Annotated in this window: 9 protein-coding genes; all 9 read left to right on the top strand. The window is 70.4% G+C overall.

The features are described from left to right. Window positions 1–56 precede the first annotated feature (56 nt). Window positions 57–1,445, top strand: a complete 1,389-nt coding sequence (gene eccD / locus ACGFYV_RS34790) for a type VII secretion integral membrane protein EccD (protein WP_393882532.1) — start codon at window positions 57–59, stop codon at window positions 1,443–1,445. A gap of 92 nt (window positions 1,446–1,537) precedes the next feature. Next, window positions 1,538–3,163: a type VII secretion protein EccB gene (gene eccB / locus ACGFYV_RS34785; protein WP_393882531.1), complete on the top strand. Its 1,626-nt coding sequence runs from the start codon at window positions 1,538–1,540 to the stop codon at window positions 3,161–3,163. Between the two features lie 118 nt (window positions 3,164–3,281). Then, complete coding sequence (locus ACGFYV_RS34780) at window positions 3,282–3,644, top strand: hypothetical protein (RefSeq protein WP_393882530.1); 363 nt, start codon at window positions 3,282–3,284, stop codon at window positions 3,642–3,644. Window positions 3,645–3,718: 74 nt separating this feature from the next. Next, on the top strand, window positions 3,719–4,042 hold the full coding sequence (locus ACGFYV_RS34775) for a WXG100 family type VII secretion target (RefSeq protein WP_393882529.1): 324 nt from the start codon (window positions 3,719–3,721) through the stop codon (window positions 4,040–4,042). 21 nt (window positions 4,043–4,063) lie between these two features. Further along, window positions 4,064–4,537, top strand: a complete 474-nt coding sequence (locus ACGFYV_RS34770; protein ID WP_393882528.1) for a type VII secretion system-associated protein — start codon at window positions 4,064–4,066, stop codon at window positions 4,535–4,537. A 25-nt stretch (window positions 4,538–4,562) separates the two neighbouring features. Next, on the top strand, window positions 4,563–7,406 hold the full coding sequence (locus ACGFYV_RS34765) for an AAWKG family protein (RefSeq protein WP_393882527.1): 2,844 nt from the start codon (window positions 4,563–4,565) through the stop codon (window positions 7,404–7,406). Continuing rightward, window positions 7,406–7,936, top strand: coding sequence for a YbaB/EbfC family nucleoid-associated protein (locus ACGFYV_RS34760; RefSeq protein ID WP_393882526.1), 531 nt, complete (start codon window positions 7,406–7,408; stop codon window positions 7,934–7,936). The genes ACGFYV_RS34765 and ACGFYV_RS34760 overlap by 1 nt, the downstream gene beginning before the upstream one ends. 118 nt (window positions 7,937–8,054) lie before the next feature. Beyond that, the gene (locus tag ACGFYV_RS34755) at window positions 8,055–8,399 is read left to right on the top strand and encodes a hypothetical protein (protein ID WP_393882525.1); all 345 of its coding nucleotides are present in this window, start codon (window positions 8,055–8,057) and stop codon (window positions 8,397–8,399) included. Then, the coding region (locus tag ACGFYV_RS34750) for a hypothetical protein (RefSeq protein ID WP_393882524.1) at window positions 8,396–16,975 on the top strand (8,580 nt) is incomplete at its 3' end. The genes ACGFYV_RS34755 and ACGFYV_RS34750, both read left to right, overlap by 4 nt.

Genomic DNA, 16,975 nt, shown 5'->3' with positions numbered 1-16,975 from the left:
CAATTGCGTCATCCGTCCGAGGGGCTACGGAGTGTCGCATGCGTAAGGTGCGCCTCATGAGTGAAAGCTCCCTCGCGGGCATGTGCCGACTTACCATCCAACTCACGACGCAGAAGGTGGAGTTGGCCGTCCCAGCCGACATCCCCCTGGCCGATCTCCTGCCGGCGCTGCTCGGGTTCGCCGGCACCGAGGCCGAGGAGACCTCGGTCGAGGGACAGGGCTGGGGGCTGCAGCGTCTGGGCGAGGCGCCCCTGGACGAGGAGGCCACCCTCGCCTCGCTCGGCATCCGCGACGGCGAGACGCTCTACCTGAGGTCGCGCGCCGAAGCCCTGCCCGAGGCCCACTTCGACGACATCGTCGACGGCGTCGCCACGGTGATGGGCCGGCTCGGCGGCGACTGGACCGAGTCGACCAGCAGGTTCTTCGCCCGGGGCGTCGCGGCCCTGCTGCTCGCGGCCGTCGCCCTCGTCCTCACCCTGCCGGGCCCCTCCGGCGTCGACCGGGGCATCGCCGCCGCACTGTGCGGGGTGCTCGTGCTCGCCGGAGCGGCGACCGCCAGCCGGGCCGTCGGCGACTCCTTCACCGCGGTCATGCTGGGCTGCCTCGCCGTCCCCTTCCTGGGCATGGCGGGCTGGCTGGTGCCCGGAGGCCCGTCCGACGGGGGACTGATGGCCTCCCACCTGCTGTCGGCGGGCGCCGCCGCGGCGGGCTGCGCCGTGCTCGCCCTCGCGGTGGTCGGCAGCTCGGCGGCCGTGTTCCTCTCCGTCGCGCTCGTCGCGGCCTTCGCGGCCGTGGCCGGCGGCCTCAGCATGCTCATGGATTCCCCCGCGTCCGACATCGCGGCGCTGATCAGCGTGCTCGCCGTGATCCTCGGCGGATTCGTCCCGGCCCTGTCCTTCCGGCTGGCCGGGATGCAGATGCGACCGCTGCCCACGACGCCGGGCGAACTGCAGGAGAGCATCGAACCCCATCCGAGCGGCGACGTGGCGACCAGGGCCGAGAGCGCCAACGCCTGGATGACCGCGCTGTACGCCGCGACCGGCCTCGTCTGCACGATCTGCGTCACCGTGCTCGCCCAGCACTTCGGCGTCGCCGAAGCGGCCACCGGCGCCGTCCTCACCGCCCTGCTGCTCCTGCACGGCCGCAACCTCGGCAGCACCCGGCAGCGCCTGTCGATCCTGCTGCCCGGCGTCTGGGGTGTCGGGGTCCTCTCACTGGCCCTCGCCCACTCGCTCGGCAACGTCGGGCGGTTCGCGCTGGTCCTCGCCCTCGTCACCCTCGCGATCGCCCTCACCATCGCCGTGTGGACCGTACCCGGCAGGCGCCTCGTGCCGTACTGGGGACGCGCCGCCGAGATCCTGCACCTCGTCATGGCGCTGGCGCTGCCGCCCCTCGCTCTGTGGGTGGTCGGCGTCTACGCCAAGGCACGCCAACTGACCAGCTGAGCACACGTCGACCGACCAGCTGAACCGGGCCCTTCTGCCCTGCCACCCCCACGCACCACCGGCAACCGCCACAGCCATCCCGGAGGAGTACCGTGCAGTCCAAGCGTGATCAGGTGCAGGCCCATCTCTTTTTGATGAGCCGCCTCACCTCCGGCATGCTGCGCGCGAACCCCGACCAACTGGAGGCGCCGGGCCGACGCACCAACCGCGGCATGGTGTTCGGGACGATCGTCGCGGCCCTGGCGGTCGTCGTCGCGCTGCTGTGGGGCGTGTTCTCCCCGGGCACCCCCTCCACATGGCGCAAGGAGGGGACGCTCGTCATGGAGGAGGACACGGGCAACCGCTACATCTACGCACAGGGCCGGCTGCGGTCCATCCTCAACTACTCCTCGGCGCGCCTGCTGATGGGACCGAACTCCTCCACCGCGAACCTGGCCAGTTCCGCGATCGGTGACGTCCCGCGCGGTCCCGCCGTGGGCATCCCCGGAGCACCCGACAGCCTCCCGGGGCCCGACCGGCTCGTCACGTCACCGTGGCAGATGTGCGCGGCCAGCAGCCAGAAGACGTCCGGGGAGGCCGACGTGCACACCCGGCTCGCCATCGGCGCCACGCACAGGGGCCGTCCGCTCGGTGGCGGCGAAGCACTCCTCGTCCAGGGCCCCGACGGCCGCCAGTCGCTGGTCTGGTCGGGGCAGCGGTTCCTGCTCGACGACACGTCCGGCGCGCGCGCCTCCCTCGGCTACGGCTCCGCGGTCGCCCACCCCGTCTCGGCGGCGTACCTCGCGGCGCTGCCCGCGGGACCGGACATCGCCGCACCTTCGGTGACCGGACGAGGCTCCGCGGGACCCGAACTCGACGGCACACCGACCCGCATCGGACAGGTCTTCGAGCTGCGGGTGCCCGGCAGTCCCGCACAGTTCCAGCTCCTGCTCCAGGACGGACTCGTCCCCCTCGACACCATGCAGACCGCACTCGTGCTCGGCGATCCGCGCACCCGCGACAAGGCGTACGCGGGCACGGCACCCCTCGCGCGCCCGATCGGGGCGGACACCGCCCGCTCGCACCAGGCGCCCACCGCGTCCCGGCCCTCCGCCGAGGCACTGCCTCCCTCGCCGCCGCGCCTCGCGGACATCCCCGCGGGAACCCAGCCGTGCATCGTGGTGCGGCCCAGCACGGGCAAGGGCATCGCGGTCAGCGTGGCCCTGGTTCCGGCCGCCGTACCCGCCGACTACGTCACGCAGCCGCCCACCGACCACGTCGCCGCGGCCTGTCTCCCCGTCGACCGGGTGGAGATACGGCCCGGCCGGGGCGCGGTGGTCCAGGCGCTCAGCAGCGCCGGCACCGAGATGGGGGACACCCGCTATCTGGTGACCGACTCCGGCGTGCGCTATCCCATCGCGTCGGAGGACACCCTCACCGCGCTCGGTTACACGCCCGCCGACGTGCGGGGCGTGCCCGCGGCGCTGCTGATGACCCTGCCGACAGGAGCGACGCTCGACCCCGGTGCGGCCGCGCTGTCGCCGCCCGACGGCGGGGACCAGCCCAGCGGCACCTGCCCCGGGGTGGACGGCACGGACGGCTCGGGCGGTTCGGGCAACGGTGCGGGGAAGGCCACGTCGGCACGGGCCACATCGGCCCCGGGCACAGCGACTCAGGGCTCATCGGCCCAGGTCACACGGGTCAAGGCCGCCTCCCTGCGGGCCGGCAGCCCGAGGTGACGTAACTGCGGGACGCAGGCCGAACGTACGTCACGCGACGCATCCGCAGCGGGGCCGCCACCCCGCATTCTCGACCAGACAGCAGCAGTATCCGACGAGATGGAAACAGGTGAACCAAGTGGCCGACGGCGGAATGATGAGCGGAGCCGCCCCCGGACTCAAGGCGACATATGTCGCGAACCTTGAGGTCGCCAAGCTGATGCAGAACGCCTACGAGGACGTCCTGCGCATCCGGCGAATCGTCGAGAACTCCCAGAACGACCTGGAGACGGGTTACAAGGGCGCGGACGGACAGGCGTTCTACGGCCTGCTCTCGAGTTGGGACGCCGACGTGCGCCAGGTCGAGCAGGGCCTCCTGAACGTCAAGGAGCAGATGATCGCGACTTCCGGTCACCAGCAGACGAAGCAGGAGGAGCAGCTCGAGGCCGTCCAGCGCCAGCAGAGTGCCTTCTCCGGCCTGCAGGGTCCTTCCGGCCGCTGACGACAGTCGCGTTCAACACCCGTCTGATCCAGGGGACTTCCCGGATCTGACACCCGAAACCAAGGAGGTGCCTCATGCCTGAGGCAAGTTATGATCACGGACAAATCGACATCAACTACGGCTCGACCGATGGTGTCACCGCTCAGCTGATCAACGCGAGCGAGGCGATCGACACCGTCCTGAACAACCTCCAGCAGGCCGTGCGCCGCTGGGAGCCGAGCTGTGTCGGTGTCCACAAGGGTGTCTTCAACGAGAAGTTCACCGAGTGGCACGGCTACATGGACCACGCGGCCCAGGCCGTCCAGAGCCACGGAAGCCTGCTCCACAACATCGCCGACGACTACAACGTCCTCGACCGCACCCTCGCCCAGAACTGGGGCGACCTCTCGGTCAAGTAACCGGCTCCTGAGAGGAATACCGTGGCTACCCAGGCACGCCTCACGAAACTCGACTCCGACGGAGTCAACGCGTTCATGAACGGGCCGCTCGCGGAATTCATCGCGGCCCTGCACGACTTGGGGATCGACTCCAACGGAACCCTTTCCCCGCGATCCATCGCCCGCGGCTACACGAACCCGGACACCTTTCCCCTGACCAAGCCGCTCGGCATCGGCCTGATGGCCGGCGGGGACACGGTGCACGGATCGACCCTGAACACCACGACGCTCAAGTTCACCCAGAGCATCGACCAGATCATCCAGGGCCTGACGGACCTCTCTCAGGAAGTCAAGGACAGCCTCACCAAGATGGTGAACGAGTTCCTGAAGAAGCAGGGGGACACCCTGAGCGACATCAAGGCCGCGGACTTCCTGAACCTGATCAAGTCGGCCACCGGCACGGGGACCAACGGCCCGAACGGTCTGCCGAACCCGAGCCAGACCACCACCACCTGACACGGAAGGGGCGGAGGGGCGATCCATGCCTGCCGACCAGTGGGCCTCAGCAGTCCAGTTGCTGACGGGCTATCCCATGCCCGATCGCACCACACTGTTCGAGGACCTCTCCGGGAGTGACGGCAAGACGCCGTTGATGAATGTCAAGATCGAGTCGCGGGGCAACGTGGCCGCGACCGATGCGATCGGGTCGAATGTCGGCGCGAACGTGGACGGACATTCCTACGTCCTTGGCTATTACACGGGTTCCGGAGACAGCGTCAATCTCAACAAGATCTCGATTGACTTCCTCTGGGACCCGCACTCCCGGCCGGCCCGGCCGGGCACGCCCCTCGACAACTACATATTCGGGTCACGCGCTCTGCTGAACTCGCTCATCAACGCCCCGTTCTCGTCGCAGGGCCAATCCTACGGCGGGCTGGTGGTGGACCCCCAGAACTCCGTCAACCTGCGGACCTTCTCCGACATCGCCGGCGCTTTCGACCGGGCCTCCCGCTACTTCAGCGACCAGGAGGTCATCCTCAAGCAGTGGGAGGACTCGCTCCACGCCGACGACGCGAAGATGCAGGGCAACGCCGCCGACGCGTTCGCCGCGCTGATCAAGCGGATGCGGGAGAACTATCAGGGCTACAAGGACCAGTTGAGCCCGTCCGGATTCTCCGCGAAGAACTTCGCCCTGCTTCCCGTCAACGGGAACGGGGCGTCCCTGACCAAGCAGGGCGACGGTCTCATCGGCGCGGCCAACGCCGTCCACCAGTCGAGCTACGACCTCATCACGGCCTGGCACCAGTGGGGGAACAACCCGGCCTCCAACCCCATGCTGGCCCTGGACAACATCATCTACGACATCGCAAGCTGGATCCAGTCCTACAACCTGAGCCAGGTGAGCGGCAGCATCACGCCGGTGTACGGCGACGCGCCGTCCCAGTACAGCGTGTTCGCGACAGGCTCCTACCAGTCGGCGCACCCCACGTGGGGCGATCTGTCGCAGATAGACACCTGGGGCAACATCGGCAAGCTGGCCGTCCAGCGGTGGAACGACGCGGTCGAGGCCATGCTGGCCCCGGCCGGCAACGCGCAGCTCAGCATAGTGAACAACGCGTTCATCGACGCGGCGGCCATCGTCACGTCACCACTGACCACCAAGGACACCTCTGCGCTCGGCACCAACCAGAAGGACGGCTCCAACGACAAGACGGACCCGAACAAGGCGTTCGAGGACTACCTCAAGAAGAACGGCCTCGACGGGAACAACGGCGCGGACGGGGGGAACGACGGCCTCAACGGCAAGGACGGCACCGGCAAGGACGGTACCGGCAAGGACGGCCCCAACATCAAGGACCTCCCGCCCCCCACGCTCAACGGCAAGAACGGTGCCGGCAACAACGGGCTGAACGGGCCCGGTCTTGACGGGTCCGGTCTTGACGGCACGGGCCAGAACGGCACCGGCCAGGACGGCACGAGCAAGGACGGGAAGGGTCCCGACACGCGAGCGCTGACCATGCCGGTGCCCGCCCCGCAGCTCAACGGGGGCAGCGGAACCGGCAACAGCGGCCTGGACGCGAGCGGCCTGAATCTTCCCGGCCTCAACGGTGCGGATACCGGTACCGGTACCAACGGGCCGCTCGGCACCGACACCTCGGGCAATACGACGACCAACGGACCCACCACCGCACTCACCCACCCGATTCCCACACCCCAGCTGAACGCTGCCGGCCTGCCGGGCGTCGACGGCCTGGGCCTCGGCGGTGACTCCGGTCTGGGAGGCCCCGGCTCCACCGACACCGGGACCGGCGGCCCCGGAGTCGTGCTCCCTGGCCTCGGCGGACCCGGAACCGGCACCGGCACCGGCACGACGAAGATCCCCCTCCCCACGCCCTCGCTGCAGGGCCGGAACGACGCCTCCACGGTCACCTACCCCGACGGCAGTACGCGCTCCGTCCTTCCCGACGGCAGCGTCGTCACCACCAGCGCCGACGGCACCAAGATCACCCGCAGCCCCGACGGCACCACGGTCACGCTCAACCCCGACGGCACCGAGATCACCGCTCAGCCCGACGGGACGACGACCACGCTCAACCCCGACGGCAGCAAGAGCGTGCTGAGTCCGGGCGGCACGATGACGCTGACCGATCCGGAAGGCCACACGTCGTACATCGGTCCGGACGGCAAGACCCTCCCAGGCCTGCCCCACAGCACGCTGGTCAACACACCGGCTCCCTCCCTCAACGCGCCGGGCTACGACCTGCCGGGCATCTCGGGAGCCGACGGATACCACGCCGGCGGCGCGCTCTCGGGGGCGCACGCCGGACTGTCCGGGAGCGATCTGCCGAGCAGCCTGTCCGGGAGCCATCTGTCCGGGAGCGGGCTGTCGAACCCGGCGTACGAGGAGTCCGGGTACGACGTCTCGACCGACTTCCCCGGCTACGGCGCGGACTCCCTCGCCGGAGGGGCCGGCGTCGGGCTCGGCGGTCCCACCGCCACCGGGGCCGGCGGGCCGGCCCCGGGCATGATGCCCGGGATGGGCGGCGCGGGCATGGGCGGTATGGGTGGCATGGGCGGCGGTGCCGGCGCCGGTGCGGGCACCGACCGCGTCCGTGACTTCGTCGCCGCCGAACCCACGGCCACGGCCGCCCGCGCCGGCCAGGGCGCCGGCCAGGCAGGCTCCGGCATGCCCTTCATGCCGCCGGGCGGCGGCCAGGGCGCAGGCCAGCAGACGCAGAGCTCGGAGCGTGAGCGCGCCAACTGGCTCGCCGAGGAAGAAGACGTCTGGGGTACAGAGGACGCCGGCAATCCCGCGGTGCTCGGGCGCGATGACGCCGCCGACACGGGAGCACAGCGCAACGCCTTCATGACAGGGGACAACTGATGAGTTCACCGTTCGGAGACCTGGAGGAGCGCCTCGCCATGGCGATCGCGGACCTCGAGGCGTCGGAGCGAGCCGCCGCACAGGCCCAGGAGCGCATCCTTCAGGTGAGCGTCTCGGCCACCTCCCGCGATGGTGCCGTCAAGGTGACGGTGAGCGGCACGGGAGAGGTCACGGGGGTCAGCTTCCTGGCGAACCGGTACCGGCAGATGGCGGCTCCGCAACTGGCGGCCTCCCTCATGGAAGCCATGGGGCAGGCACGAGCCAAGGCGTCCAGGGACGTCGCCGAGGTGGTCAAGCCACTCACCCAGACGGTGAACCAGCTGCAGAACGACATGAATGTGGCAGCGCCGGACACGCCGTCCATTCCCGGCTCGGAGGCCGACTGGGGGGCCCTGATAGGCCGGTTCCTGGGACCCGCGGCGCCTCCCGAGCCGGAGCGCGGCGGCACGAACGGGGGCCGTCGCAAGGGACGCGGCAAGGCCCTGTACGACGAGGTCGAGGGGGAGACGGACGGTGACACCCATGGGTGACTTAGTTTCGGAATCAATCAAGTCTTACGTCATGTAACGGGGGCGCTCCACCGGCGCCCTGGTGCACTCTGTTCCTCTCCACCACCCGCACCGGGTGCCGGCATTCCTTGGAGTCGTCATGCCTGAGAGCTTTGAGTCGTCAGCCGATAGGGTCTACGACGCTTCGAAGGCTCTGCGCGCCTTCAAGCAGGCCGTGCACGAAGTCGTCACCAGCTTCGACAGCGGCGTGGCCGACACGATGCACTGGTACGGGCAGGACGGCGCCGACGACTTCGCCAACGCGGAAGGGCCCATCTACAAGAAGACGGTGGAGAACACCCGTAACACCCTCGTCGCCCTGACGGACACGTTCGAAGCGCTGGCCGACGGCACCATGAAGAACGCCGACGAATACGTGCGCAAGCAGGGCGAAGTGGTCGACTCGATCAAGCACCACCAGAACCAGACCGGTAACCGTTCGTGAGCGGTAATCTCGACCTGGGATCTCTGCCTCAATGGGTCAAGAATCTGATCTTTGCGCTCACCGGTGAGAAGCCGCCGACGGCCAACGCCCAGATGGCACTCAACGCGGCTGGCGTCTACGACCAAGCCAACAAGCACTTCGACAAGATCATGGATTCGGCGCGCCAGTTGTTGCAGCGCGTCGGTGACGGCATGCCGGAGGCGGCCCGGCAGCAGTTCCAGTCGACCATCGACAGCTTCACGTCCGGGCGCGGCAGGACCTACCTGCGGGGCTTCCAGGACCAGCTGGTCAGTGTCAACAAGGACCTCCAGCAAAAAGCCCGGGACATCTATGACATGAACTGGCAGCTCCTGGCTGCCGTCATCGAGATGCTCGCGCTGCTGGCCTGGGTCGCGGCGCTGGCTCTTTTCGGCTTCGGCGGTCTCGGGGCCCTTCAGGGCGCGATCTTCAATCGCGCCCGTGTGGCCATTCTGTCCGTTTTCTTGAAGTTTCTTCAGCGCATCAAGCTCGCTCCGGGCGTCTTCGAGGGCTTCGAAGAGGCACTCATCTCGTTCGCCACCCAGCTGGCGAACAAGCTCTGGGGCTCGGCGCAGTTCCGGCGTACCTCGTTCGACTGGAAGCAGGTCGGCCAGGACGCCCTTTACGGCGTCTTCGCCGGTGCCATCGGCGAAACGTTCAGCCACGGCTTCGACAACCTGAAGAACCTCGTGACGAAGGTGAACCGGTCGGGGGGCTTCGACGACCTGGGCATAGGGAACCTGGGGAACAACTCGAGAACGTTCCTGAACCGCATGACCCACGAATTCGGCGAGAACACGAACGCGTTCGTGTCCGAGGGCATGGGCGAAGCCCTCGGCGCCGCGGCGCTGTCGGTTTTCTTCGGCGGCCCGGGGTTCACCGTGGGAACCTTTTGGACCGCCGGTCTCAGCGGCGTCACGGAGCACCACGCCACCAGGGGCGTCGTGGCCGGCGCGACGTGGCTCCGGAGCAAGTTCGTCAACAGACCGGACACCGGGAAGGACGGTGTCAACACCTGGGGCACGAAGGACCCGGTGGGCCCGGGACCGGACTCCGCCACGCAGGACTACAAGTCCCAGTTCAACGGCTGGGACGACGCCAAGACCGGCAAGTCGGTGGACGCGTCGGCGGGTCCGGACTTCAAGGCACCGCTGTCCGCCGGCCCGGACTCGAAGGCCGACAACGCCACCGGTTTCGACGAGAAGTTCCTCGTGTCGAACGGCCCGGACGGTCCGGCCGCGCAGGTGAACGGCCCGACCGTGTCGGAGGGCCCGAACGCGAACGCCCATGTGGTGACGGGCCCAGGCGGACACGCCGACGCGGCGGCCGGTCCCGGGCCGCAGGTCACCATGTCGGCGGGGCCGATCGGGCAGGCCGACGTGGTGGCCGGTCCGGGCGGGAACGCCAATGTGCTTAACGGTCCGGCCGGTTCGGGCAATCACGCACAGCCGCAGACCGTGCAGGGCGCGGGGCCACGCGTCTCGGCCGCGCCGGACGGTTCCTCCCACGGGCCGGGCGGCGACACCTCCCGCCTGGTGTCCAACGGCGCGGGTGCGTCGGCCGCGTCCTCCGGCCCCTCGGGCCGTAACGGCGATGTGCAGCGGCCCTTTGACAACCAGCTCGCGTCGCAGCCGTTCACGTCGAGTGACAACGGCTTCGACCCGGTCCCCACGACCGTCACATCCGCCCAGGACGTGCCGGACGCGGTCACCTCCGACCCCACGATGACGCAGAACTTCGTCTCCGGACCCGACCACACGACGGCGTCTCCCGTGCCCGGCGCGGACGCGACCGTCACCGGCCAGGGCGACAGCTTCGCCCGGCACGCCGACCCGGTGCCGGCCACCGGCCCCGGTGTGAACGGCGCGGGCGCGGTCGGCCCGGCCCCGGACGGCACGGCGCACCCCGGACAGGCGCACGGCGACCTCGGCACCGGCCTCGGTTCCGCGTCGCCGACGCACGTGAACGGACTGAACGGTCTCGTGTCCGACGGCACGGGGCCCGGCGCCCTCCACGTCCCGGACCCGTCCGTGGCACAGCCCGCGCCTGGCGTCCAGGCCGCACCGGTCGCCGCGAACGGTCATGCCGCCACGACCGCCATGACCGGTCAGGCGTCGCCCACCCCCTCGTCGGCGCATGCCGCCACGACCCAGCACGCCGTCGCCGTCGACGGCCTGTCCGACCGTCAGAACACCTACCTGGAGCGGCACGGGCTCACTCCGAGAGTGTCCGAGACGGGTCAGGACAGCCTCGTACGCGCGCTGAGCACCGCCGCGCCCGATCTCGTGACGGGCACCCCCACCGAGATCCGTTCCCACCTCTCGGACACGCTCCTCGCCGAACTCGACTCCGAGCCGGGCGCTTCCCGTCCGCTGTGGGACGCCATCGACGCGCATGCTCAGACGGCGGTGGCCCACGGCCGCACCGACGACCTCGTGCGCGAGGGCACGCACCAGAACCGGTCCGAGATCTACACCGAGGAACTCCGCAAGGTCCACCGCGACTGGAGCGACGACCACCGGCGCTCCCTCGCGCAGGCCATGCGCACGTCCACGACCACCGGCGACCCGGCCGACGACATCCTGCCGCTGGTGGCAGGTCACGTCTACGGCGTCACGCTCACCGTCGTGCAGCCGAACGGGACGACCGCGGTCGTCGGTTCTCCCCATGGCCGTCCGGTCGTCGTCGCCCGAGGCCGCCGCGACCAGTGGATCGCGGCGGACGAGACGCCACAGGCGCTGTCGGACCGCGACTTCCAGCAGCGTTGGGACGGCGTGCCGCTCGACACCCCCGAGATCGCGCGAGCCGCCGCCAGTGCGCAGAAGCTGCTCGCTCAGTTCGGGCGGATCACCGATCCCCTGGGCCTGGGCAACCGGGACTTCTCCGGCCTGGACCGGGACGAGCAGGCCGCACGGCGTCTCACGTACACGCTCTACACCACGCCGGGTCTCACCGACGCGAGCCGGGAGGACGAGGCGCGCGCCCTGGCGGGTGACCTGCTGGCGGATCCGCTGGCGACGGTGTCCGTGGACGACGGCCCCGGCCGCTTCGCCACCCTGTCGTCGGGCCCCGACGACCTGATCTTCAGGCCGCCGCTGGACAGCGACTCCCTCACCTCCGACGGGGACCCCTTCGCCTCCGACGAGGACCTCTTCGCCTCAGAGGGGGACCCCTTCACCTCCGACGAGGACTCCCTCACCTCCGACGTGGACTCCCTCACCTCCACGCTCACGGCGGACGTCCTCCCGGACGCCGATGCCGCGACCTCCACCGTCCACGCCACAGCGCAGCCCGATCCCACGCCCACACCCACGCCCGCTCTGCTGACGTCCGACGCCGTGGTGTCGCAGCACCCGTCCGCCGAGGAAGTACCCCCGGCCTACGGCGAGGAAGCACCTCCGGCCTACGACGAGGGAGCACTCCCGGCGTTCGCCGAGGGGGAGCGCGCCCCTCGGTACGACGGCCGGAAGATCAGCTGGCTCAAGGGCAGGGAACTCGCGAAGCGCCTGGGCGTGGATCGGCACAAGCTCGAGCGCGTGAACCGGTACGAGTGGTTCGACGCGTCCGAGGCCGATCGGCTGCGTACCACGCTGAAGCTCAAGAGCGCCGACGCGATTCTCGATCTGGCCGAGGACATCGGCCGTGTGCCGACGGACCTGCCCGAGATCGCCGCCGATCTGGGGGTCGAGCCGGTCAGCCTGCTCAAACTCTCCCGTGAGCTGGGTGCCGACCCGGCGAACGTCGCCGTCGTCCTCGGCCAGGAGCTGCTCACCGGTGGCCCGGAGCGCGCCGGCCAGCTGCGCAACACGGTGGCGTCGATACTCGGCAGCCTCCACCCGGGGGCCGGCCGGCAGAGTCGCGGCAGGGGTTGGCTGATCGCTGTCGCGGCCGCGCACGGGATCGACTGGCAGGGCCTGACGCACCCCACGAACGGCTTCGCCAAGTTCCTGGCCCGCGGGTCGTCGGGGATTCCCCCGTTCCGGAGTCCGTGGCATCTCTCCATGATCGACGCCGTGGACGCCTGGGCCACTCCCCGCCAGGGATGGGGCGGGTACGTCGCCGCCTGGGAGGGGAACGCCCGGCGGTCCGAGACCGGGTTCGCGACGACGCCGCAGGACTCGCTCAGCGACACGGTGGCCATCACCCAGCGTGCGGCCGCCGCCGTCGACAGGCAGCTCGCGCCCCGTGACACGGTGTCCCGTGACCGCCGTATCGCGCTGGTACAGCGCGTCACGGCTCAGCTGTTCGAGCACCCGGACCGCCGCTCCGACGTGGACGGCGTGGCCGCTCGGGTGATCGCCGAGAGCGAGGAGCGCGGCGAGATCCGGCCGCTGGTGACCAGCGAGGACCGCAGCGAGGTCCGGCCGCCGGCGACCGACGAAGCGCCCGTCGACGAGGCCGTCTTCGATCAGCTCTGGTCCAGTGCGTGGACCCGGGCCACCGGAGACGCGCTGCCCGCCGCGATCGACAGCGCACGGTCTCTCGTCGGTCCCCTGCGCACGCTCCCGCCCTCGATCAATCCCCACGAGGATCCGTACGACCGCCTGACGCCGGAGGACAAGGCGGTCCGCCGGGTCGCCTACCACCTGTACACGCACGCGAACGACACCGAGGGCGCCAAGACCCTGGCCGAGCGGCTGGTGGCACAGATGCCGCCTGCCCGGGGCAGGTTGCTGGGTGGCGCGAGCATCGTCGAAGTCGATGTCCCGGACGCGCCCGCGGAGCAGACGGCGGCGGACGCGGAGCAGGCGACGGCGGACGCGGCGCAGGCCGCACCTAAGGTCTCGGCCCCTCCGGCCGAATCCGCCGACCCGAAGACGCAGGACGCCACGGCGGCGAAGGACGCCGGTACGACGAAGGCCTCCTCGACGGTGCAGGACGACGGGACGGCACAGGACGCCTCGGCACAGGACGCCTCGGCGAAGGAAGCCTCGGCGAAGGAAGCCTCGGCGAAGGAAGCCTCGGCGCCGCAGACCGAGGGCGGCCTGTCCGAGCGTCAGAACACGTACCTGGAGCGGCACGGGCTCACCCCGAAGGAGCCCGAGGCAGCTACGGACAGTAAGGGCAGTGCGGACAGTCTCGTCCTCGCGCTGAGCACCGCCGCGCCCGATCTCGTGTCCGGCACCCCCGCCGAGATCCGTGCCCACCTCGCGGACGCACTCCTCGCCGAACTCGACTCCGAGCCGGGCGCTTCCCGTCCGCTGTGGGACGCCATCGACGTGCAGGCCCAGGCGGCGGTGGCCCACGACCGCACCGACGACCTGCTGCGCAGAAGCAAGGACAAGAAGCGGCCCGAGATCTACATGCAGGAACTCCGCCGGGTCTACCGCGGCTGGGGCGACGACCACCGGCGCTCCCTCGCGGAGGCCATGCGGACGTTCACGACCGCCGGTGACGCGACCGACGACATCCTGCCGCTGGTGGCAGGTCACGTCCACGGCGTCACTCTCACCGTGGTGCAGCCGAACGGGACGACCGTGGTCGTGGGCGCACCCGACGGCCGTCCGGTCGTCATCGCCCGGAAGCCGTGGCCGGCTGCCGGCAAGCGCGTCAGCGCACACCGCGACCAGTGGATCGCGGCGGCCGACGACGTCGAGCGGACGATCCAGCCGTCGGTGGACGACGAGAGCGAGGAGCCGGACAGGCTCTCGGCCCGCGCCTTCCAACGCCGTTGGGAGAAGACGGGACTCGACAACCCCGAGGTCGCGCGGGCCGCTGCCAGTGCGCAGGACCTGCTCTCGAAGTTCGGGCGGGTCACCGATCCCCTCGGTCACAGCGACCGGGACTTCGCCGGCCTCGGCCAGGACGAGCAGGCCGCGCGACGTCTCACGCACCTGCTCTACACCACGCCGGGTCTCACCGACCCGGAGCGGGCGGACGAGGCGCACGCCCTGGCGGCCCAGCTGCTGGAGGATCCGCTGGCGACGGTGGCCGTGGACAACGGCTCCAGCCGTCCCGCCAGCCCGTTGAGCTCCAGGGACCTGCCCTTCCGTGACATCGAGGCGGACGCGGACGAGGCGGACGCCCCCGCCCCGCAGCTCGTCTCCCTGCTCGGTCCGGACGCCTTCCCGGACGCCGGCTCCGCGAGTTCCGCCGAGCATGCCGCGGCGGAACCCGACGCCGATGCCACGGCGGAACCCGACGCCGATGCCACGGCGGAACCCGACGCCGATGCCACGGCGGATCCGGGTGCCGCATCGCCGGCGACCGTGACCGACCCGTCCGTCGTGCCGGCGACCGTGACCGACCCGTCCGTCGTGCCGGAAACCGTGACCGACCCGTCCGTCGTGCCGGAAACCGTGACCGACCCGTCCGTGGTGGAAGAACCTCCGGTCTATGAGGAGGGACCACTTCCGCAACACGACGATGGGGAGCGTGCCCCTGGGTACGACCGCCGGAAGATCAGCTGGCTCAAGGGCAAGCAACTCGCGAGGCGCCTGGGCGTGGATCGGCACAAGCTCGTGCGCGTGAACCGGCAGGAGTGGTTCGACGCGTCCGAGGTCGATCGGCTGCGTACCGTGCTGAAGCTCAAGAGCGCCAACGCGATTCTCGATCTGGCCGAGGACATCGGCCGTGTGCCGACGGACCTGCCCGAGATCGCCGCCAACCTGGGGGTCGAGCCGGTCAGCCTGCTCAGACTCTCCCGTGAGCTGGGTGCCGACCCCGCGCACGTCGCCGTCGTCCTCGGCCAGGAGCTGCTCACCGGTGGCCCGGAGCGCGCCGGCCAGCTGCGCAACACGGTGGCGTCGACACTCGGCAGCCTCCACCCGGGGGCCGGCCGGAACCGTCGTGGCAGGGGTTGGCTGATCGCTGTCGCGGCCGCACACGGGGTCGACTGGCAGGGCCTGACGCGCACGCGCCCTCGGAGCGGCCTGGCCAAATACCTGGCCCGCATGTCGTCGGAAATTCCCCCGTTCCGTAATCCGTGGCATCTCTCCGTGGTCGACGCGGTGGACGCCTGGTCCAATCCCCGCCCGGAATGGGACGAGGGGTACGTCGCCGCCTGGCAGTCCGGGACCGGGGACGAGTCCGCGGCGACGCCGGGGAACTCGCTCAGCGGCACGGTGGCCATCACCCAGCGTGCGGCCGCCGCCGTCGACAGGCTGCTCGCGCCCCGTGACACGGTGTTCCGTGACCGCCGTATCGCGCTGGTCCAGCGCGTCACGGCTCAGCTGCTCCGGCATCCGGGCGACCTCTCCGACGTGGACGGCGTGGCCGCTCGGGTGATCGCCGAGAGCGAGGAGCGCGGCGAGATCCGGCCGCTGGTGACCAGCGAGGACCGCAGCGAGGTCCGGCCGTCGGCGACCGACGAAGCGGACTTCGACGAGGCCGTCTTCGATCAGCTCTGGTCCAGTGCGTGGTCCCGGGCCACCGGAGACGCGCTGCCGGCCGCGATCGACAGCGCACGGTCTCTCGTGGGTCCCCTGCGCACGCTCCCGCCCTCGATCAATCCTCACGAGGATCCGTACGACCGCCTGACGCCGGAGGACAAGGCGGTCCGCCGGGTCGCCTACCACCTGTACACGCAGGCGAACGACACCGAGGGCGCCCAGGCCCTGGCCGAGCGGCTGGTGGCACAGATGCCGCCTGCCCGGGACAGGATGCCGGGCGGCGCGCCCAAGAACACCAGGAAGCGCCGCAAGGGCGGTGGCGGCAACGACGCGACCGCGCCGACAGGCTCCGCGACGGACAACCAGGCGGGCCCCTCGACGGTGAGCCAGGCGGGCCCGTCGACGGACGCCCAGCCGGGCCCCTCGACGGAGAGCCGGCCGGGACCCTCGACCTCGCGCGCCGCAGCACCCTCCAGCTCCAGTGGGCAGCTCACCGCGAGCCGGCCGCGCCTGGGCCGCACGGACGCGCGGCACCTGGTCACTCTCGCCCTTCAGCGCTGGACGGAAGAGCACACGACGACAGACGTCATCGGCGATCGCTCCGAACAAGTCGTCGACCAACTGGCCCGCCGGCTGCTCACCTACGACCAGACGCTGTCCGTCGCTCCGGACGTGGATCTCGCCGACTATCTGGTAGCCCTGCACGCGAGCGGTGCTCCCACACCCCCCGCATCGACGATCGAGTCCCTCATGCGGCACCGCGACGTGCTCGTCGCGGTGTCAGGGTCCCCCGTGGCCGCCCGGTTGATGGCCACCTCCCCCGGACTGATCGAGACGCTCTCCTCCTACCCCGATCTGCTGCGCGCTGTGGGGGACCCGCAGTACACGATCGTCGCGACGAGACTGAGCGAATCCGCGGACATGGTCGCGGTGATCTCCTCGAGCCCGGCCTTGCTACAGGCGCTGGAGACCGATCCCGCAATCCGGCCCGGCATGCTCCGGTACCCCAGGCTCGTCGTGGCGTTCCGGTCGCGTCCGGACCTGATCCTGCGGATGTTCGCGGATCGCCACATCGCCGCCGAGCTCCTGCCCGAGGTGGGACCTCTGACCGATGTCCTGCTGAGCGCGGACGTGTCCACGTACGAGAACGTCGTGGCCCAGCTCGATGAGAACGTCGACCTCGCGGCGGCCTTGCTGGGACGGCCTGACGCGCTTTCCGGTGCCGAT

It is taken from the genome of Streptomyces sp. NPDC048297, assembly GCF_043201585.1.
GTDB lineage: Bacteria > Actinomycetota > Actinomycetes > Streptomycetales > Streptomycetaceae > Streptomyces.
This window is presented reverse-complemented; position numbering and strand designations above follow the sequence as displayed.